The organism is Streptomyces sp. NPDC002669 (assembly GCF_042889165.1).
GTDB lineage: Bacteria > Actinomycetota > Actinomycetes > Streptomycetales > Streptomycetaceae > Streptomyces.
This window is the reverse complement of the sequence record NZ_JBIAQQ010000019.1, coordinates 43,208-62,527: the sequence shown is the minus strand read 5'-3', so window position 1 is coordinate 62,527 and position 19,320 is coordinate 43,208. Positions and strand designations below refer to the sequence as shown.

General features: G+C 73.2%; 16 protein-coding genes. 7 read left to right on the top strand and 9 right to left on the bottom strand.

Annotation, left to right across the window (positions count from 1 at the left end):
* The first annotated feature begins 55 nt into the window (after positions 1 to 55).
* Positions 56 to 676, top strand: a complete 621-nt coding sequence (locus ACFYW1_RS25825) for an L-threonylcarbamoyladenylate synthase (RefSeq protein WP_388997744.1) — start codon at positions 56 to 58, stop codon at positions 674 to 676.
* 81 nt (positions 677 to 757) lie between these two features.
* Here the strand turns inward: ACFYW1_RS25825 and ACFYW1_RS25820 are convergent, their stop codons facing one another.
* Complete coding sequence (locus ACFYW1_RS25820) at positions 758 to 1,288, bottom strand: sirohydrochlorin chelatase (RefSeq protein ID WP_388997741.1); 531 nt, start codon at positions 1,286 to 1,288, stop codon at positions 758 to 760.
* Between ACFYW1_RS25820 and ACFYW1_RS25815 the strand changes: the two genes are divergently transcribed.
* On the top strand, positions 1,268 to 1,651 hold the full coding sequence (locus ACFYW1_RS25815) for a hypothetical protein (protein ID WP_388997738.1): 384 nt from the start codon (positions 1,268 to 1,270) through the stop codon (positions 1,649 to 1,651). The two genes, ACFYW1_RS25820 and ACFYW1_RS25815, sit on opposite strands and share 21 nt — an antisense overlap.
* A 10-nt stretch (positions 1,652 to 1,661) precedes the next feature.
* Here ACFYW1_RS25815 and ACFYW1_RS25810 read toward each other — a convergent pair whose 3' ends face one another.
* Positions 1,662 to 2,231, bottom strand: a complete 570-nt coding sequence (locus tag ACFYW1_RS25810; protein WP_388997735.1) for a hypothetical protein — start codon at positions 2,229 to 2,231, stop codon at positions 1,662 to 1,664.
* A 381-nt stretch (positions 2,232 to 2,612) separates the two neighbouring features.
* Here ACFYW1_RS25810 and ACFYW1_RS25805 point away from each other — a divergent pair, with 381 nt between their 5' ends.
* Together ACFYW1_RS25805 and ACFYW1_RS25800 are read left to right on the top strand one after the other, a co-directional pair.
* Complete coding sequence (locus ACFYW1_RS25805) at positions 2,613 to 4,109, top strand: IMP dehydrogenase (RefSeq protein ID WP_388997732.1); 1,497 nt, start codon at positions 2,613 to 2,615, stop codon at positions 4,107 to 4,109.
* Positions 4,110 to 4,287: 178 nt separating this feature from the next.
* Complete coding sequence (locus ACFYW1_RS25800; RefSeq protein ID WP_388997729.1) at positions 4,288 to 5,601, top strand: MFS transporter; 1,314 nt, start codon at positions 4,288 to 4,290, stop codon at positions 5,599 to 5,601.
* Positions 5,602 to 5,652: 51 nt separating this feature from the next.
* Here the strand turns inward: ACFYW1_RS25800 and ACFYW1_RS25795 are convergent, their stop codons facing one another.
* Together ACFYW1_RS25795 and ACFYW1_RS25790 are read right to left on the bottom strand one after the other, a co-directional pair.
* A complete protein-coding gene (locus ACFYW1_RS25795) occupies positions 5,653 to 6,306 on the bottom strand; it encodes a GntR family transcriptional regulator (protein WP_388997726.1) in 654 nt (217 codons plus the stop codon).
* Positions 6,307 to 6,345: 39 nt separating this feature from the next.
* Entirely contained in the window at positions 6,346 to 6,750 is a 405-nt protein-coding gene (locus tag ACFYW1_RS25790) for a DUF5997 family protein (RefSeq protein WP_388997723.1), read from the bottom strand.
* Between the two features lie 58 nt (positions 6,751 to 6,808).
* On the opposite strand from ACFYW1_RS25790, the gene ACFYW1_RS25785 reads away from it, so the two are divergent.
* A complete protein-coding gene (locus tag ACFYW1_RS25785; protein ID WP_388997720.1) occupies positions 6,809 to 7,627 on the top strand; it encodes a LysR family substrate-binding domain-containing protein in 819 nt (272 codons plus the stop codon).
* Positions 7,628 to 7,827: 200 nt separating this feature from the next.
* Positions 7,828 to 9,315 (top strand): esterase, encoded by a 1,488-nt coding sequence (locus ACFYW1_RS25780; protein ID WP_388997717.1) that lies wholly within the window; start codon positions 7,828 to 7,830, stop codon positions 9,313 to 9,315.
* Between the two features lie 53 nt (positions 9,316 to 9,368).
* Here ACFYW1_RS25780 and ACFYW1_RS25775 read toward each other — a convergent pair whose 3' ends face one another.
* The 4 genes from ACFYW1_RS25775 to ACFYW1_RS25760 form a co-directional block, all read right to left on the bottom strand.
* On the bottom strand, positions 9,369 to 10,697 hold the full coding sequence (locus ACFYW1_RS25775; RefSeq protein WP_388997714.1) for a geranylgeranyl reductase family protein: 1,329 nt from the start codon (positions 10,695 to 10,697) through the stop codon (positions 9,369 to 9,371).
* A 170-nt stretch (positions 10,698 to 10,867) separates the two neighbouring features.
* On the bottom strand, positions 10,868 to 11,503 hold the full coding sequence (locus ACFYW1_RS25770) for a response regulator transcription factor (protein ID WP_148841160.1): 636 nt from the start codon (positions 11,501 to 11,503) through the stop codon (positions 10,868 to 10,870).
* A complete protein-coding gene (locus tag ACFYW1_RS25765; RefSeq protein WP_388997711.1) occupies positions 11,500 to 12,636 on the bottom strand; it encodes a sensor histidine kinase in 1,137 nt (378 codons plus the stop codon). The genes ACFYW1_RS25770 and ACFYW1_RS25765 overlap by 4 nt, the downstream gene beginning before the upstream one ends.
* A gap of 131 nt (positions 12,637 to 12,767) precedes the next feature.
* Positions 12,768 to 13,430, bottom strand: a complete 663-nt coding sequence (locus tag ACFYW1_RS25760) for a DedA family protein (RefSeq protein WP_388997708.1) — start codon at positions 13,428 to 13,430, stop codon at positions 12,768 to 12,770.
* Positions 13,431 to 14,145: 715 nt separating this feature from the next.
* Here ACFYW1_RS25760 and ACFYW1_RS25755 point away from each other — a divergent pair.
* Complete coding sequence (locus ACFYW1_RS25755; RefSeq protein WP_388997705.1) at positions 14,146 to 15,597, top strand: helix-turn-helix domain-containing protein; 1,452 nt, start codon at positions 14,146 to 14,148, stop codon at positions 15,595 to 15,597.
* 61 nt (positions 15,598 to 15,658) lie between these two features.
* Here ACFYW1_RS25755 and ACFYW1_RS25750 read toward each other — a convergent pair whose 3' ends face one another.
* Complete coding sequence (locus tag ACFYW1_RS25750; protein WP_388997702.1) at positions 15,659 to 19,153, bottom strand: M28 family peptidase; 3,495 nt, start codon at positions 19,151 to 19,153, stop codon at positions 15,659 to 15,661.
* Between the last annotated feature and the right edge of the window lie 167 nt (positions 19,154 to 19,320).

Below are 19,320 nucleotides of genomic sequence, written 5' to 3'. Positions count from 1 at the left end.
GCGACGCGACCGCCGATGGGCGGACCGGCCCGCGAACGGGCCTAGACTCGGTGAAATGGCGAAGTACTACGACGTACACCCCGTGAATCCTCAGCGGCGCACCATCAGCAGCGTGGCCGAAAGTATTCGGTCCGGCGCGCTCGTCGCATACCCCACGGACTCCTGCTACGCACTGGGATGCCGACTCGGCAGCCGGGACGGCATCGGCCGGATCAGATCGATCCGCAACCTCGACGACCGCCACCACTTCACCCTCGTCTGCCAGGACTTCGCGCAGCTCGGCCAGTTCGTCCACGTCGACAACGACGTCTTCCGCGCGATCAAGGCGGCGACGCCCGGCAGCTACACCTTCATCCTCCCCGCGACGAAGGAGGTGCCGCGCCAGCTGATGCACCCCAAGAAGAAGACGGTCGGCGTCCGGATCCCCGACCACGTGGTCGCCCAGGCGCTGCTCGCCGAACTGGGGGAGCCGCTGCTGTCCAGCACCCTGCTCCTGCCCGACGAGGACGAGCCGATGACCCAGGGCTGGGAGATCAAGGAACGGCTCGACCACGTGGTGGACGCCGTCGTGGACTCGGGCGACTGCGGCACCGAACCGACCACGGTCATCGACTTCTCGGGCGGCGAACCCGAGATCGTCCGTCGCGGGGCCGGCGACACCGCCCGGTTCGAGTAGGACCCGCCTGCCCGCCTGCCCGCCTGCCCGCCTGCCCGCCTGCCCGCCTGCCCGCCTGCCCGCCTGCCCGCCTGCCCGCCGTCACCGGGGCCGGGCCGGCTCCCCGCCTCCGCACGCCTCGTCGAAGCGCTTCAGCACCAGACGCGCCACCTCGGGGTGCGCGCCGAGCGGGGCCGAGACGAAACAGCCGCCGGCCCCGTCCGCGCGGCGGGCGAAATCGCCGGGGGCCATCAGGTACCGGGCCACCGCCACCCGCCGGTGGCCCGCCGCCCGCAGGGCCCGCACGGGCTCGGCCGGGGTCGGGGAACTCGCGCAGAGGTGGGCCGGAACGACCGGACGTCCGAGCCGCCGCCGGAGCAGGTCCGCCATCGCCGCGGTGTCGGTGCGGGCCGCCGGATCGGTGGAACCGGCCGCCGCCAGCACGACCGCGTCCGCCCCGCCAGGCCCGGGCCGCGCCGGGGACCGGTCCGCCTCGACGAGCCGGTCGCCCAGAGCGGCGGCAAGCAGCGGATCGGGCCCGAGCGGCCGCGCCTGCCCGATGTCCAGGTGCGGCGCGGCGGCCCGGACCGCGGGCAGGTCGACCGTGACGTGGTGGCCGGTGCTCAGCAGCAACGGCCGGTGCTCGGCCACCTGCCGCTGATCGTGCCGGCGGCGCTCGCCGCCGCCCTGCGGATGGGCAACCTCGCCACCGTGCGCGGCGAGCGGGGCGCGATGCGCGAGGTGCTCGGGGACGCGCACGGCTGGGTGATGTCGCTGCTCCACATCGGCACCTCCGGCTCGTTCATCGGCTTCGGCTTCGCCTTCGGGCAGGTGCTCCAGGTGCAGTTCCACCAGCAGTTCGACACCCGGGAGCGGTCGGGGCCTTCGGGGGAGTACTGGTCAACCTGGCCTTCCGGGAGTCCTTCCTGCGGACGCACGACGACCGGGCCGCGGACCTGGCGTTCCTCGGCTGCTACGGCCTGTGCATGGTGCTGACCTGGGCCTGTTACCTGCGCCGGTCCGCACGCGGACTGCCGGACGTGTGACGCCGCCGCTGAGGGGCTCGGTGGCGGCGGTGGTAGGAGACGGTGACGGCCGCGGTGAGGGGGCCCCACAGAAGCAACGGCTGGTAGAGGATGCCGACGACGAGGTTCCCGGCCGGCGTCATGTCCTCGTGCGGATGCGTCCACCACAGGGGAATGCCGGCCCAGATCAGAGTGAGGGCCGTCGCGCCGACGGCGGCGGGGACGACGGCGGCCAGGGGCCGGACCGCCCGCCCCCCGATCAGCGGTATCCAGGGAGGCACGACCTCACCCCACGGCCGTACCAGACCGATCGTCAGGAAGGCGACCAGCTCGCTGACCACGCTGAGCGTCAGCATCCACACCTTGGCACCGGGCGTATCGAACGGCACGAAGCCCGCCTCCGTGTAGCCGGCGGGGTGACCGAGCACCAGGGCGATGCGCCACAGCCCGCTCGGCAGGACCACCAGCGTGGTCAGGTGCGCGGCCCGGACCGCCCAACGGGGCGGCGCCGCTGCGGATACGACAGGAGAGGCGGTCGAGTGAGTACTCATGCGTCTCATCGTCGAGCGGCCCCCAGCGCGTTTCATCAGCCCGCACGGCTGACTCGGAAGGCCGCCGGAAGGGGAGCCGGGCCCTGCGGTCAGCCGCGCGGCGGAGCCACCGTCATACTCCGGGACGATGCGCCCGGCCGCACCCTCCGTGCGCGCTCCGACGGCCGGAGCGGGGCCACGATTCGTGCGGGGACCGGGTTGATCGCTAAGGTGCCTGGTCACGACCGCACCCTGTTCGATCCGGGGCCGGTCAGAGCTCTGCCGCGGTCGGTGGCACCTCCACGACCGCCGCGCCGTCTCTGCCTGCCCGGGGCCCTGGAACACGGGGGCGATCCTCACGGCGGGGCCGGCCGGGCCCCGCCGACGGGCCAGGAGGAACGAGTGGCACAGATCATCGCCGAGGTCTCACGGACGTTCAACGAGTTTCTGCTTCTGCCCAACCGGACCAGGACCGACTGCTCGGCCTCGACGGTCGACCTGCGTACGTCACTGGTGCGGCACCCCGTGGGCGAGGAGTCGGCGATCGAGCTGCGGTCCCCGTTCACGTCCGCGATCATGCAGGCCGTCAGCACGCCCGACCTCGCGATCGCACTGGCGCGCAACGGAGGTCTCAGCTTCCTGCACCACAACCAGCCGGTCGAGGAACAGGCCGCGGCGGTCCGCCGGGTGAAGAACTTCAAGGCGGGCTTCGTCACCAGCGACACCAACGTCCGCCCCGACGACGGCCTGGGTCTCCTGGCCGAGGTCATGCGCCGCACCGGTCACAGCACCGCCGCGGTCACCGACGACGGGACCGCGAACGGCCGCCTGCTCGGCCTGGTGACCTCCCGGGACTTCCACCCCCAGCGCCACGGGCTGGACGGGCCGGTGAGCGGCCGGATGACCGCCGTCGCCGACCTGGCTCTCGCGGGCCCCGACATCACGCTCTCCGAGGCCAACGCGCGGCTGTGGGACGAACGGCTGGACTGCCTCCCGGTGCTGGACGCCGAGGGCCGCCTCCAGCACCTGGTGTTCCGCTCCGACTACGCGGACAACAAGCGTTTCCCGAACCAGCTCGTGGACGCCGCCAAGCGGCTCCGGGTGGGCGCGGGCATCAACACCCACGACTACCGAGAGCGCGTCCCGGCCCTGCTGGAGGCGGGGGCGGACGCGCTGTGCTTCGACTCGTCCGACGGCTACAGCGACTGGCAGGCACAGGCCCTGACCTGGGTGAAGAAGCACTATCCGGAGATCCCGACCGGCGGCGGCAACGTGGTCGACGGCGAGGCGTTCACCTTTCTCGCCGAGGCGGGGGCGGACTTCGTCAAGGTCGGGGTGGGCGGCGGCTCCATCTGCATCACCCGCGACCAGAAGGGCATCGGCCGCGGCCAGGCCAGCGCGGTGCTGGACGTCGCGGCGGCCCGGGACGCCTTTTGCGAGCGCACCGGCGAGTACGTGCCGATCTGCTCCGACGGCGGGCTGGTGCACGACTACCACGTGGCCCTGGCGCTGGCGATGGGAGCCGACTTCGTCATGATGGGGCGGTACTTCGCACGCTTCGACCAGGCGGCCGGCGCCAAGCTGCCCACCCGCGACGGCTTCGTGAAGGAGTACTGGGGCGAGGGCTCGAACCGTGCCCGCAACTGGCAGCGCTACGGCCAGGGCGGCCAGGGGCTGGTCTTCGAGGAGGGCGTGGACGGCTACGTCCCCTACGCGGGCGACCTCGACGAAGGGCTCGCCCTGACCACGGCCAAGCTCAGGACCACGATGGTCTCCTGCGGCTCCACCACCCTGCCGGAATTCCGCTCCACGGCCCGGATGACCCTCGTCTCGGACCAGAGTTTCCAGGAGAGCCACGCCAACGTCACCCTGCGGGAGGCCCCGACGACGGCCTCCTGACCCGCCCGGTCGCCGCCCGGCTCCCGCCAGATCGATTCAACCGGCAACCATTATTGGTATACCATTTTGCCGGTGATCGTCCTTCGGGGTGGCCGTCCCGCACCGGGGGAGAGGGGCGGCGCCTTCGCGTACCCGCGGACGGTCCGAGCACCGGGGCGCCGTACGAGGAGGGAACGCGTTGTCGCAGGAGGAGCCGGGGGAGCGGACGAACGTCACGGAACGGGTCGAGGCGCCGCCGCGGCCCGCCTCGCGGAAACGGGGGGCGGGCGGCGCCCGGCACGCACTGGCCTCCCTGCGGAGCAGCCCGGGGTTCCGCCTCCTGTGGGTCTCCAACCTGTTCTTCTACGGCGGCGCGTGGACCCAGACGATGGTCCTGGGCTGGCTCGTCTTCGAGACGACGGACTCCGAGTTCCTGCTCGCCGTGTTCACCGCGGTCCGTCTCGCCCCGATGCTCCTGGGCCCCTTCGCCGGGGTGCTCTCCGACCGGTACGACCGGGTGCGCCTGCTCGTGCTCGCCTGCCTGTGGGCCCTGGGCGCCGTCGTCGTGGTGGCGGCGATGGCGTCGTCGGGCCTCGTGTCGTACGGGGCGCTGGTCGCCGGCGGCCTGGCGATCGGCCTGGCGCAGTCCCCGTCACAGCCCGCGCGCGCCTCGCTCGTGCTCGACCTCGTCGGGCGGGAGAACCTCAGCAACGCCAACGCGCTGAACGCGCTGGCGATGAACATGACGCAGGTCATCGGCCCGGCGGTCGGCGGGGCGATGATCAGCGCCTTCGGGGCGCCCGCGGCCCTGTGGATCTCGACCACGTGGTACGCGGTCTCGCTCGCGGCGCTCTGGCCGCTGCGCGGCGCGGGGCGCACGGCACCGCACCGGCCGGAACCCGTGCTGAAGATGCTCACCGGCGGCTTCCGCACCGTCCTGGCCGGCCGGCTCGCCTCGGCCGTGCTCCTGGTCACCCTGGCCGCCAACGTTCTGCTCTGGCCCGTCCACCAGGCGTTCATGCCGGTGTTCGCGGACGACCTCGGGCTCGACGCGGCGGGCCTGGGATGGCTCCTGACCTGCGGCGGCCTGGGCGGTCTCGTCGGCTCGCTCGTCATCGCCGTGCTCGGCGACTTCCGGTACAAGGGCGGGCTCTTCGTGCTCGGGACCGCGGCGTGGGGCGCCCTGTGGTCGCTGTTCGCACTCTCCCGTACGGTCCCGCTCTCGTTCGCCCTGATGGCGTGCATCGGCCTGATGAGCGCCACGTTCGGCGTGCTCCAGACCACACTGCTGCTGATGACGACCGAGCCGGAGGTGCGGGGCCGGGCCCTCGGTCTCCAGGAACTCGCGATCGGCGTCATGCCCTTCGCGTCGCTGGGGCTCGGCGCGGCCGCCGGGTCGGTGGGCGTCGGCACCACCGCGTTCCTGAGCGGACTCCTGCTCGTCGCGATCCTGCTGACGCTCGCGCTCCGGGTGCCCCAACTGCTCGGGTACAGCGGCGCCCCCACCTCCTGAGGCGCCCCGGGCGCCGCCGGACCGGACGGGTCCGGCAGCGCTCTCCGGGCCTCAGGAAGCCGGTGTGCCGCGCCGCCGCGCCGCGACGGCGCGGCGGCTGTTCACCAGGTGCTCCGTCACGAGCTCCTCCACCCGCTGGACGTCGCGGTCGGCGATCGCCGCGCAGAGCGCCTCGTGCTCCTTCGCGACTCCCACGAGGTCGTCGTGCTGGGCCAGGAACCACCGCATCCTGCTGCGGAGCGTCTGCTCCAACTCGCGGAGCAGGTCGTTCCCGGCCAGTGAGGTCACCGTCTGGTGGAAGTCGGCGGCGGCCCGCCGGGCCCCCACCGCGTCGCCCGCGAGAGCCGCGGACAGCTCCGAATCGAGATCCGAGCGAAGCCTTTCGAGGCCCGCGCGGGTGTGCCGCTGGGCGGCCAGCCGGAAGGTGAGCAGTTCGAGCGAGGTCCGGATCTCGTCCAGGTCGGCGATGTCCGAGGCGGTGAACTCCCGCACGACCGCCCAGGTCCGGGGCCTGGGGGTGACCAGCCCCTCGGTCACGAGCGCCTTGAGGGCATCGCGCACGGGCACCCGGCTCACCCCGAGCTCGGCGGCGATCTCACGCTCGACGAGCTTGCTGCCCGGCAGCCGGACCCCGTCGAGGATGTCGTCCCGCAACTGCCGGGTCACGCGCTCCGACTCCGGCTCGAAGGGCCCGGACTCTGTCATAACCGATGACTCCTGCGTCATGGCGGGGACGGGGGACGTTCAGGAGCGCGGGCCGTCGGTCCGGTCCTCGCGCGCCGCGTTCTTCTCCTTGATCCGTACCGCTTCCTTGCGGACCTCCGCCTGGGTGGCCCGCTCCTTCCGGAGCCACTCGGGGGACTCCTGCTTCAGCGCTTCGATCTGCTCCGTCGTGAGGGCCTGCGTGACCCCGCCCCGGGCGAGACCGGAGATCGAGACGCCCAGCTTCGCCGCGACCACCGGGCGGGGATGCGGGCCGTTGCGTCGCAGGTCCTGCAGCCACTGGGGAGGATCGGACTGCAGGGCGTTCAGTTCGGTGCGCGAGACGACACCCTCCTGGAACTCGGCGGGGGTGGCCTCTAGGTACACGCCCAGCTTCTTCGCCGCGGTCGCGGGCTTCATCGTCTGGGCGGTCTTGTGCGACGTCATGGGGTCCAGGGTATCGAGCATGTGAGCTACCTCCGACCAGGGCCGGTAACCTGGCGGGGTGACATGTGCGGAAGAAACCCCCTCGTTCCGGCTCGCCTACGTCCCGGGGGTGACCCCCGCCAAGTGGGTGCGGGTCTGGAACGAGCGGCTGCCCGACGTCCCGCTCACCCTCGTCGGGGTGCCGGCCGCCGAGGCCCCCGGCATGCTGCGGGACGGTGGCGCCGACGCCGGTCTCGTACGGCTGCCCGTCGACCGGACGGTCCTCAGCGCGATTCCGCTCTACACCGAGACGACCGTGGTCGTGGTGCCGAAGGACCACCTCGTGGCGGCGGCCGACGAGATCGCCGTGGCCGACCTGGCCGACGAGATCGTGCTGCACCCCCTCGACGACACGCTCGACTGGGAGCGGCTCCCCGGCCGGCCGGCCAACGAGCGCCCCGCCACGACGGCGGACGCCGTCGAGCTGGTGGCGGCGGGCATCGGGCTGCTCGTCGTACCGCAGTCGCTCGCCCGCCTGCACCACCGCAAGGACCTCACGTACCGGCCGGTGACGGACGCCCCCGCCTCCGGGGTCGCGCTCTCGTGGCCGGAGGGCGAAACCCCCGATCTGGTGGAGGAGTTCATCGGGATCGTCCGCGGGCGGACCGTCAACAGCACGAGGGGCCGGGCCAAGCCCCCGGCCCAGGCCCAGGACCGGTCGGCGAAGGGCAAGCGCGCGGAGACGGGCGGCGCGCGGCGCAAGCCCGCGGCGGGCGGCAGGTCGGCGACGGGCCGGTCGACGGGGAAGAGGACGGACGGCAAGTCGGCGGGGAAGAATCCGCGGAGCGGTTCCGGCGGCAGGTCGGCCGGACGCGGCAAGCCCCGCCGCCGCTCGTAGCCACCCCGCGCCCCGCGTCGCGACGGGGCCGCGGCACCCGGCGGGAATCAGCCGTACGGGCGAATCGGCCCGCCCGTCGCCCGGTTCCGTACAACCCTTTCGTCCCATGTGCGGTCGAACGGTGCGTCGGGAGGGAACGGGCCCTTTCCGGCCGTCGCCCCCCGCACCCGCCCGGTCATCCTTGGACCAAGGAGCCGCTCGTGCGCACCTACCGTTCGGCCGCCCTCGTCGCGGCAACATTCCTCCTGACCGCGGGGGTCGGCCTCACCGCCCCCGCCGCGTACGCCGGTACCCCTGGCGGAACGCACGCGAGCGACCGCAACAGCGATTTCGACGGCGACGGCTACGAGGACGTGCTCGTCGGCGCGCCCGGCGCCACCGTCGGCGGGAAGAAGGGCGCGGGATACGTGGCCGCGCAGTACGGCGGCCCGGCGGGCATGGGCACCCGCCGTGCCGTGGTCATCACCCAGGCCACCACCGGGGTGCCGGGCGCCCCCGAGACGGGCGACGGCTTCGGCCGGGCCCTGACCACCGGTGACCTCGACGCGGACGGCTACGACGACGCGGTCGTGGGCATCCCCGGCGAGGACATCGGCACGGTGACGGACGCCGGAGGCGTCACCGTCCTGTGGGGTTCGCCGCGCGGACTGACCGGCGCGGGCGGCGACTGGCTGGAGGCGGCGGAGCCCACGGCGGGCAAGAGGTTCGGTTCCGCCCTCGCCGCGGCGCGCTTCAGCGCCGCCACCCCCGGCGACGAACTGGCCGTCGCCGACCGCGAGGACCTGGCGCTGTACGTCTACGACAGCGTCCCGCAGCAGCGGTCCGCCCCGCTGCGCCGCACCGCCCCCGACCGCTCCGCGGCCGCGGCACAGCGGCGGATCCTGCCCAGGTCCCTGACCACCGGCGACTACGACGACAACGGCTACGCCGACCTCGTCGTCTCCGGAGTCACGACCGGCGACGAGCCGGGCCACGGCTGGTCGGCCCTCTTCCCGGGACAGGCCGCGGGGCTGACGTACGCACGCGATCTGCGCGGCGGACCGGTGGCCGCCTCGGGCGACATCGACCACGACGGCTACGACGACCTCGTCACCGGCGAACCGAACGGCCCCGACGACGGTGGCGAGACCACGACCGGCGGCCTCGTCGGCGTGTACCGGGGCAGCCCCGACGGCCCGCTCGGCGCCGACGGCGCGGACGGTCCGCCGCAGTGGTGGACCCAGGACACCCCGGGCGTGCCGGGAACGGCCGAACGCGGCGACGGCTGGGGCACGGACCTCTCCGTCGAGGACACGGACGGCGACGGGTACGCGGACGTGGTGGTCGGGGCGGCCGGCGAGGACATCGGCACGGTGACGGACGCCGGAGCGGTGTGGGTGCTGCGCGGCACGGCGGACGGCCTGACCGCGAGGGGCGCCAGGTCGTGGGACCAGAACTCCGCGGGGGTCCCGGGCACCGCCGAGAAGGGCGACCGCTGGGGCGCGCAGGTCCGGCTGACCGACCCGAACCGGGACGGCCGCCACGGCCTGCTGGCCTCCGCCCCGGGCGAGAACACCGGCGACGGAGTGGTGTGGGTGCTCCCGGCCGGACCGGGCGGAATCACGGCCACCGGCTCGTGGACGTACGGCGGCGGCTCGCTGGACGCGCCCTCGTCGGACGCGGCGTACGGGGCCGCGATCGACGAGTAGCCGGAGGGGCGGCGCACCGGGGAACGCCCGGCGCGCCGCCCGCACCGCCGTGCTCAGCGCCCGCGGCGCACCCTGGGCTCGGGCACCAGGCGCACGACGCCGTTGAGCAGATGGTCGATCAGGTCGTGCGAGGGCTTGTCCGTGAGGTTGGTGAGCAGCCGGGCCAGGGTGTCGAGCAGGAACGGCGAGCCCATGACGTAGCGGTTGAGGACCGGCTGGAATCCGGACCGGCTGAAGACGAGGTCGGCGGCCTTGTTGCCGAGCCGGTAGTAGCGCCCCCAACGCCGGTTCATCTCCAGGGGGTAGCCGCGCAGCACCTGTTCCCGCCGGGGGCCCCGGGGCAGGGCGAGGGCCAGTGCGACGGTCTCGGCCGCGACCTCGCCCGCCTCCATGGCCTGGCCGATCCCCTCGCCGTTCCAGGGGCTGATCATGCCGCCGGAGTCGCCCACCAGGAGGAGCCCGCGGGTGTACAGGGGGTGGCGGTTGAAGCCCAGCGGAAGGGCCGCGCTGCGGACCGGCCCCTCCGCGTTCTCCTCGCGCAGCCCCCACTCCTCGGGGGTACGGGCCAGCCACTCGTCCAGCGTGGCGCGCAGATCGGCCTTCCCGTGCCGGCGGTGCGGCAGCGCGCCGAGACCGACGTTGACGCGGCCGTCGCCCATGGGGAAGATCCAGCCGTAGCCGGGCAGGTACCGGTCGCTCCCCGGGAAGCGGAGATCGGCCCACAGCTCCAGGTACTCCTCCTTGGAGCGCTCCGGGCTGTGGTAGTAGCGGCGGGCGGCCGTCGCGATCTGCCTGCTCCTGTCGCGCTGGAGGCCCATGGCGAGGGCGAGCCGGGCGGAGGCGCCGTCGGCGGCGATCACGACCGGGGCGCGGAACTCCAGGGACTCCTTCTCCCCGGTCACGGCGGTGACGCCGGTGATGCGGCCGGCCCGGTCGGTCAGCGGATGGGTCACCTTCATGCCGGGGCGCAGCCGGGCCCCGGCGGCCACGGCGTGCCGGGCGAGGATGTCGTCGAAGTCGTGCCGGCTCCGGGAGAGCCCGAAGTCCGGGTAGCGCCCGAGCGCGGGCCAGTCGATGTGCACCTGGTGCTCCCCGGCCACCCAGCGCATTCCGCGCGACCGGGTCCACCCCGGCGCCTTGATGTCGACGCCCATCCTGATGAGCTGGTGCACGGCACGCGGCGTCAGACCGTCCCCGCACACCTTCTCCCGGGGGAAGTGCGACTTCTCCAGGAGCAGGACGTCCACGCCCGCTCTGGCGAGGTGGAAGGCCGCGGCCGAGCCCGCGGGCCCCGCTCCCACCACGATGACCTGGGCGTCCTGATCCGACCCGTGGTCGGACCGGGCGTCGGCCGGTGACCGCTCTGGCGTCGTCTCCCGCATCGGGAACCCCTTCCTGGAACAGCCGGTGCCGTACCGGGGACGGCATTTCCGGGGATCATCATCGATCAGGAAGGGGCCGGGCGGAACCAGGCCCGGCCGCCCGGCGGCCGGTTGACGCGGCGTCAGCCCGGCGCGCGGCAGCGCGGGCCGGGGCCGTCGGAGCCGGCCGCCTACGACTCCAGATAGCGCAGGACCGCCAGCACCCGTCGGCTGTAACCGGTGGCGCGGGCCAGACCGAGCTTGTCGAAGACGGAGTTGAGGTGCTTCTCGACCGAGCTGACCGAGAGGTGCAGCTGCTCCCCGATGGCCGCGTTGGTACGGCCCTGCGCGACCTGCTCCAGCACGTCGCGCTCCCGGGGCGTCAGTCCGGCCAGCGGGTCGGTGTGCGTGGTCCTGATCACCAACTGCCGTACCACCTCGGCGTCGATGGCCGCGCCACCCGCGTGGACGCGCTCCAACGAGTCCAGGAACTCGTCCACCTGCGCGACCCGGTCCTTGAGCAGATAGCCGATCCGCTCGGCGTTCGCGGACAGCAGCCGCACGGCGTAACTGCGCTCCACGTGCTGGGAGAGGACCAGCACACCGATGCGGGGCAGGCGCTCGCGGATCTCCAGCGCGGCCCGCACCCCCTCGTCGGTATGGGTGGGTGGCATGCGGATGTCCACGACGACGACGTCGGGCGGGTCCGCCTCGACCGCCCGGACGAGGGAGTCCCCGTCGCCCACCGCGGCGAGGACCTCGTGTCCCTCCTCGGCGAGCAGGCGGACCAGGCCCTCCCTGAGCAGTGTCGAGTCCTCGGCGATCATGATGCGCACGGCAGCTCCGCGACGACGGTGGTGGGTCCCCCCGGGGGGCTGTCGACGGACAGGCGGCCGTCGAGGGCGTTCACCCGGCCGCGCAGCCCGGCCAGGCCGCTGCCGGTGGGGTCCGCGCCGCCGGTGCCGTCGTCCCGCACCCGCACCGACACCCCGTGCCCGTCGCCGCTGACACCGACGCTGATGCACGTCGCGCCGGAGTGCTTGGCCGCGTTGGTCACGGCCTCCGACACCACGAAGTAGGCGGCCGTCTCCACGGGCCGGGGCAGCGGCAGCGGCACGTCGAACGTGATGTGCAGGGGAATGGCGCAGCGCTGCGCCACCCCGGTCAGCGCCTCCTCCAGGCCCAGTTCGTCCAGCGCGGACGGATAGACCCGCCAGGCCACTTCCCGCAGTTCGGTGAGGACTTCCCCGGCCTCCTCGTGCGCCTGCCTCAGCAGCGCGGCCGCCTGCTCGGGCGTCCGGTTGCGGCGCGCCCGTCCCAGCAGCATGGCCAGCGCCACGAGCCGCTGCTGCACCCCGTCGTGCAGATCGCGTTCGATGCGCCTGCGTTCCGCGTCGACGGCCCGGAGCACCTCGGCCCGGCTGGCGGCCAGTTCCGCGACCCGCAGCTCCAGCAACTCCCGTTCGGAGGGGCCGAAGTGCTCGCGCGCCTGCCGGGCGTCGAGGGCGTGGAGGGAGACGAGCCCCTGGAGGCCGAGGAAGAGCAGCAGGCCGCCGAGGGCGGCCTGCGACAACAGGGTGAGCGGACCCGACGAGGAGTGCGGCAGCCGGGCCACCAGCACACCGGCCAGGACGACCCCGTAGCCGAGCAGCGCGAGCACGGCGCCCGTCAGCACACCCGCCCAGGTGCGCGCGGCGAGGTGGCGGAGCACTTCCGGGTCGGAGGCCCGGCGCGTGGGGAAGCGGTCGCCGAAGAAGAAGCGGCGGCGCCCGCGTTCGAGCTCCACGAGCCGTCGCGCACCGGCGCTCAGCACGGTCCGCGCGCGCCGACGGGTGCGGGGCCACAGGAGGAACGGGCCTGCCGCCACACCCACGACGGCGAAGTGGAGGAGTCCCGCCAGAGCGGTGCAGCAGCCGAGAAGGGTGCCCGCGGTCCGGAGGAGCCGAGGGGACCTGCGCACCGTCGGCGCTCCCTCCCCGTCACGCTCCGGGGTGCGGCCGCCCGTACGGCCCTCGGTCCCCTGTACGGACGCCGAGGTTAGCCGCACGTCACGGGCGCGGCAAGCCGGTTCGGCGGGGCCGGGGCGGGAGCTCATGAGGCGCCCCGGTGCCGGCCCCGCTCCCGGACGCCCAGGCGCAGCCACACGTATCCGGCGACCGCCGCCAGGACCAGGGCGAGAACGGCCTTGGACAGGACCCCCACATAGGTCTCCACCAGGTCCCAGCGGTCGCCGAGCCAGTACCCGGCCATCACCAGCACCGTGTTCCACAGCAGGCTGCCCACGGCGGTCAGGGAGACGAAGAGCGGCAGCCGCATGCGCTCCACCCCGGCCGGCACGGAGATGAGGCTCCGGAAGATCGGCACCATGCGGCCGAGGAGGACGGCCTTGGTGCCGTGTCTGGCGAACCACCGCTCCGTGCGTTCCAGATCGGACGCCTTCACCAGGGGCAGCCTCGCCCAGATCGCATGCATCCGGTCACGGCCGAAGAGCATCCCCAGCCAGTACAGGGCCACCGCGCCCACCACGGAACCGAGCGTGGTCCACAGGAGCGCGGAGGCCAGGGAGATGACGCCCCGCCCCGCCGCGAAACCGGTCAGCGGGAGGATGACCTCGCTGGGCAGCGGGGGAAAGAGGTTCTCCAGCGCGATGGCGAGGCCGGCTCCCGGACCTCCCATGGCGTCGACGAGATCGGCTGCCCAGCCCGCGACGCCTCCCGCGGGTTCCTGGGGAAGGCTCGACTGCACGAAATCCATGACCTGACTCCCGGCCGGTGGTGACGGGCGCGAGAAGTCCGTCGCGCCTCACCGGCAACGCTAGGAATCGGCGGTCGGCGCCGGTACGCGGATCACCCCCGGACCGGGTGCGGTACTCCGCCCCGCCACCCTGCGGTTTTCCTCAAACGTGAGGGCACGGGGGCACGGTGTCGCGAAGTCATGGGGGCATGGTGCCGCGCGGACGCGACGGCGGGGGAGCCATCGGCCGGGATTCCGGCCGGGGAAACGCGGTCCGCCGCCCCCGGGCGGGGGCGGCGGTGTGCCGGGCCCTTGTTCAGTACGGCAGCGGGCGGCCGGACGGAGTCCGCAGATCGAGGGGCGCCGGCCGGGCCGGCGGCTGTGGACGTCGGACGATCCTGATGCGGCCCATTGCCATCACCTCCTGATCGGTAATCCGTCATATGCCCGGTGCGCGACTCACTCATGCGGATCTTCCGGGACTCTTCGAGGCGGGCCGGCGCATCCGCCCTTTCCGCCCCACCACGCGTGCGCCGGACGGGACATGACGATCCGTCGGTCACCGGCCGCGCCCCGGCGCCGTCGCGTCGTACGCGGGACGGAACGGGAGGCAACGGGAAGACGCCATCTTTACCTCGCACAGGGGACAGCGGGCGCGCGTGCTCGCTATTCTCCCGACCATGAGCCATGAGCGTGGCACGGGTGGGGAGTTCGACGGGGTCGCGCGGAGTTCCGGGTGATCACCGAGGGCATGGGCCCTCTGCCGGACGCCCGTACCGCAGAGGCGTGGCAGGACTTCGGGTCCAGACTGCGGCAGTGGCGCAGGCGCGCCGGGCTCACCCAGGCCCAGGTGGGCGCCCGCGTCGGCTACGACCACACCGCCATCAGCAAACTGGAGCACGGCACCCGCAGGACACCGCTGCCGCTGGCCCGCCGGCTGGACGAACTCATGACGGCGGGCGGTGACCTCCTCGCCGCCTGCGAGGCCGCGGCACGGGCCGAGAGCGCGGCGGGCCAGGGCGAGGAGGCCGGGGGAGCACCGCCCGCACCGGCCCCCGCCCGGACCGGCCCGCTGCCCGGGGAACCCGCCGGCGGCTCCCTGCTCGCCATGCTGCCGCCGGACACCGAACTGCCCCGGAGCCTGCCCACCTACGGGGTGGTGTGCCCGGTGCACGGCCGCGACGGGTGCGCCGTCCCCGCGCTCGACGACGTGGTCGCCCTGTACGCGGCCTTCTGCGCGCCGGACCCGGCCACCGCGACCCGCCCCGCGCTGGACACCGACACGGTGCACGCCCTGACGGCGCTGCTCGCCGTCTGCCTGCGGGCCGACGAGGAACGGGCCTGGCCCGGAGCGACCGTCGTGGTCGAGCGCACCCTGCACGCGATGCTCCGCTGGATGGCCCTGCCCGCGGCGCCCTACCAGCGCCAACTGGCGCCGCTGGCGGCCGAGTACGCACAGTCGGCCGGTTGCCTGAGGCTGCTGTGGGGCCGCAACGCGACGGCGATGGCCTGGCTCGACCGGTCACTGGTCTGGGCCGGGCCGGCCGGGCACGTCGGGACGCAGGTGGCCGCACTCGGCGACATGAGCACCCTGGCCCGGCTGGAGGGCGACGGCCTGTCCGCCCTCGCCTACGGGGGCGCGATCCGGCAGGTGGCCGCCGGCCGGCACTGGGCGGGGGCCATGAGCGACCTGTACCAGGCCCGCGGCCACGCCGTCCGCGGCGACGCGCGACAGACCCTGGACCACATCGAACGCGCCTGGTGGGAGCTGGACCGGGTCGGCGAGCGGGACGAGGCGGAGGCGCCCTGGCTGTCCGTCGCCTCCGTGCGCCTGCGGGTGGAGTCCGGCGCCGCCGGGGCACTGCGGGACCTCGCGGCGGCGACCGGCGACCGCCGGCTGGCACTGCGCGCGGTCGGGGCGTCCCGCGCCGCGCTGAACCTGCTCCCGCCCGGGATGCACTCGGCGCGGAAGCTGTTCCTGGTCCGCATGGCGGACGCCCACGCCTGCGCCCAGGACCCACAGGCGGCCGTCGCCATCGCCCGGCCCGTGCTCGACACCACCGAGATCACCGCCTCGACCCTGCTCGGGCAGGAACTGCGCGGGCTGCACGGCCGACTGGCGTCCCGGCGGGACGACCGGCCGGAGACCGAGGACTTCCTCCGCCGACTGGCCGCCGTCGTGCGCTGAGACGGCGAAGGGCGGGACGTGCGCGACGCACGCCCCGCCCGGGTGGTTCACCGACGGATGATCAGCCGGCGTTCAGCTCGACGTCGTCCACGACGAAGCTGGTCTGCAGGTAGGCGTCCTCTTTGCTGGTGAAACCGAGGGTGACCGTCTGGCCGGCGAACTCACCGACGTCGAAGGACCGCTGGACGTAGGAGCCCGTGGCGTCCGTGTTGGAGTACGTCGCGAGCGTCTTGGTGCCCAGCTTGACGGTGAACGTGTCGTACGCCGTCGGGTCGCTCGCCGACTCGTCGGTGTCGGTGCGCAGGTGGAACGACAGCTTGTAGGTCGCGCAGCCCGACGGGACGGTCAGCGACTGCGAGATCGTGTCCGAGTGGGTGGAGCCCCAGCCGCCGAGCCACGCCGTGTACGAGCCGCTGTGCGCGGGCTTCTCGGACGTCCGGTTGTTGATCACACCGTCCGTCTGCGTCCACGGGGTCACCCCGTTCTCGAAGCCGCCGTTGGCGACGACCTGCCGGGCCTGGCAGCTGCCGCCGCCACCGACGGCGAGGGAGTACGTGGTGGTGTGGGTGGCCTTGCCGGTTCCGGTCACCGTGATGGTGTAGGTGCCCGCCGCGGTCTGCGCCCCGGCGGAGACGGTCATCGTCGAGGAGGAGCCCGACTGCACGGACGCCGGGTCGAACGAGACGGTGACCCCGCTCGGCGCGCCGGAGGCGGACAGCTTCACGGACTGCGCGGAGCCGCCGGTGGTCGCGGTCGAGACGGTCGCGGTGACCGAGGCGCCCGGCTGCACGTTGCCGGTGACCGGCTTCACCGAGACGGAGAAGTCGTCGCCGGGCGCGGTGGTGCCGACGGACGTCTTCCAGAGCGTGTGGGCGACGCCGTCCGCGCTGCGGTCGAGCGCGGTCGCGTTGATGTTGGCCGTGGTGTCACAGGACGAGTGGTAGCACGGGTCGTAGGAACGGCCCGCCGTACCGCCCCACTTGGCGGCCTGCGCCGACGTCTTCGTGTCGCTGGCGCCGGTGGCGTAGCCCGAGGTGGGGATGCCGCCCTGCTGGAAGGAGTAGTCGTCCGACCGTCCCTGGCCCTCGACGTTCTCCTCCGGCGAGAGGTTCAGCGAGTCCCAGTACTCCTTCATCGGGGCGGACGCGGCCGAGTTGAGGTTGTTGATGAAGTAGCCGCCGTTGGTCGAGGCGACCATGTCGAAGTTGTAGTACGCCTTGATGGCGCCGCGCTGGGCGGAGGTGAGCTGGCCGACGTAGTACTCCGAACCCTGCATGCCCTGCTCCTCGCCGTTCCACCAGGCGAAGCGGACGTGCTTGGTCATGGTCGGGTTGCGCTGGGCCAGGGCGAGCGCGTTCTCCAGCAGGGTGGCCGAACCGGAGCCGTTGTCGTTCATGCCGGGGCCGGCCGAGACGCCGTCCAGGTGGGCGCCGAACATGATGGTCTGGTCGGACGGGCCGCCCGGCCAGTCGGCGATCAGGTTGTTGCCGCGGTAGGTGCAGCCGGTGCAGGTCTGCTCGGTGACGGTGTACCCGGCGGCCTGCAGCTTGCTCTTCACATAGGCGACCGAGGCGGTGTAACCGGCGCTGCCCGCACGGCGGTTGCCGCCGTTCTGCGAGGCGATGGTGTTGAGCTGGGTGAGGTGCGCCTGCACGTTGGCGACGCTGATGTCGGGCGCGTCACCGCCCGGGGTGCCACCGCCGCCGACGGTGAGGGTGTACTGCGCGGTGTGGCTCTGGGTGCCCTGGCCCTTGACGGTGAAGGTGTACGAGCCGGGCGCGGCGCCGGAGGACGCCGAGACCGTCATCGTCGAGGCCGCGCCGGACTGCACCGACGACGGGCTGAACGAGGCGGTGACCCCGCTCGGCAGACCGCTCGCCGTCAGCGCGACGGCCTCGGCGCTGCCGGAGCTGACCGAGGTGCGCACCGCGGCCGTCACCGAACTGCCCGGCTGCACCGAGCCCGAGGACGGGTCGAGGGAGATCGAGAAGTCGTTGTTCCCGCTGGGCGTGCAGGTCGGGTCGCCGCTCTGCGCCGGGACGCTGATGGCGTCCCACGCGGCCTTGGTGCGGTCGAAGAGCGTGCACCCGGCGTCGAGGTTCTTGGCGGCGGTGAGCGTGGCCGTGCGGTAGCGCTTGTACGTCATCCCGCTCGTCTTGAGCAGCATGCCGCCGTAGAAGACCTTGCCGGCGCTCTGGATGCCCACGCCGGTGATCGAGGAGCTGTTGCACGTGGGGCTGGCCGGCTTGCCGCCGCCCGGGTTGGAGCCCTCGGCCAGCAGGTAGAACCAGTGGTTCAGCGGGCCGGCCGCCGCGTGCTCCTCGGTGTTGGGTATGGAGGAGCTGTAGCAGTTCGGGTCCCCGGTCCGCGAGGGGTCGTACATGACGCGGATCGGCCCGTTGCCGACCAGGTCGATCTTCTCGCCGACCGTGTAGTCGGGGTCGTCGTACGGGGCGGGCTCATTGGTGTACGCCTCGGTCAGGGCGCCCATGATGTCGCCGGTGGCCTCGCCGAGCCCCGACTCGTTGTTGGCGCCGCCCGGGGTGTACTGGTCGATGCCGTGGCCGAACTCGTGGCCCACCACGTCCATCGCGCCGATCCACTGGTTGGCGTTGTTGTGGCCGATGGAGACCGACGAGCCGTCCCAGTAGGCGTTGACGTCGTTGAGCCCCACCTTCACCGGCCAGCTGCGGCCGTTGCCGTCGTGCCCGTTGCGGCCCAGCCAGTCCTTGAGCATGTTCCACTCGTGCTGGGCCCCCCACATGACGTCGACGCAGCCGGTTTCCTTGCTGGTGGCGCTGCCGTTGCCCCAGGAGTCGCTCGACTTGCTGAAGACGCTGCCCGTGCTGTAGTCGGCACAGCTCAGGCCGGGCCGGTTCGGGTCGCGCAGCGAGAAGCTGCTGCCCGAGGCGGTGGTGTCGATGGCCAACGGGGACGGGCCGTTCCACTGGCTGTTGCCGGTGCCCGCCTTGACGTCGTCGTAGCTGTCGAGGACCTTGCCGGTGCCGGCGTCCACGAAGACGTGCAGCTTGCTGGGGGACTTGGCGGTGCGTCCGGAAAGCACCGTCTCCCAGGCCAGCCGGGAGGTCTTCTCGGTGGCGCGCACCACCAGGCGCTGCGATTCGACCCGCCGCACCGTGCGGAGCTTCTTGCGGGCGGTGGCCTCGGCCTTCTTCGCGGAGACGGTCGGGACGGTCGGCACGTTGATCTGCCGGGAGACCGCCGACTGGGTGCCGCGGACCCGGCCCTTGGAGTCGGCCACCACGACGGCGTCCCCGCCGACGACGGGCAGGCCGCGGTAGGTGCGCTGGTACGCGACGGAGTACAGGCCCTTGACCCACGGGGTCACCATCTGCCGCTCGTACCGTTCCTCGGGCCCCTTGGCCAGGGTGTCGAGGCCGCTGGCGGCGGCCCGGTCGGCGGCGGACACCGCGGCCGAGAGGGCGGAGGGGGCGGGCGGGGACGGTTCGGCGGACGCCGACTGCCCGCTGGTGACCACCAGCATTCCGGCGAGGACGGCCAGGGTGGTCCCGGCCGTCAACGGTCTGCGTTTCATCGAGGCTCCTTGAGTCGGGGGGTCCTCGATCGCGGACAGCAGCGCACGAAGACGCGACAGCGGCGGCCGCCGGTTTCCGGCGCCCGTGATCGAGCGACCGAACACTCACACGTCGCCATGAACTCGTCAATGAACTGCGTCGGCCGCCGGGAGACTTGGCAAGTTTG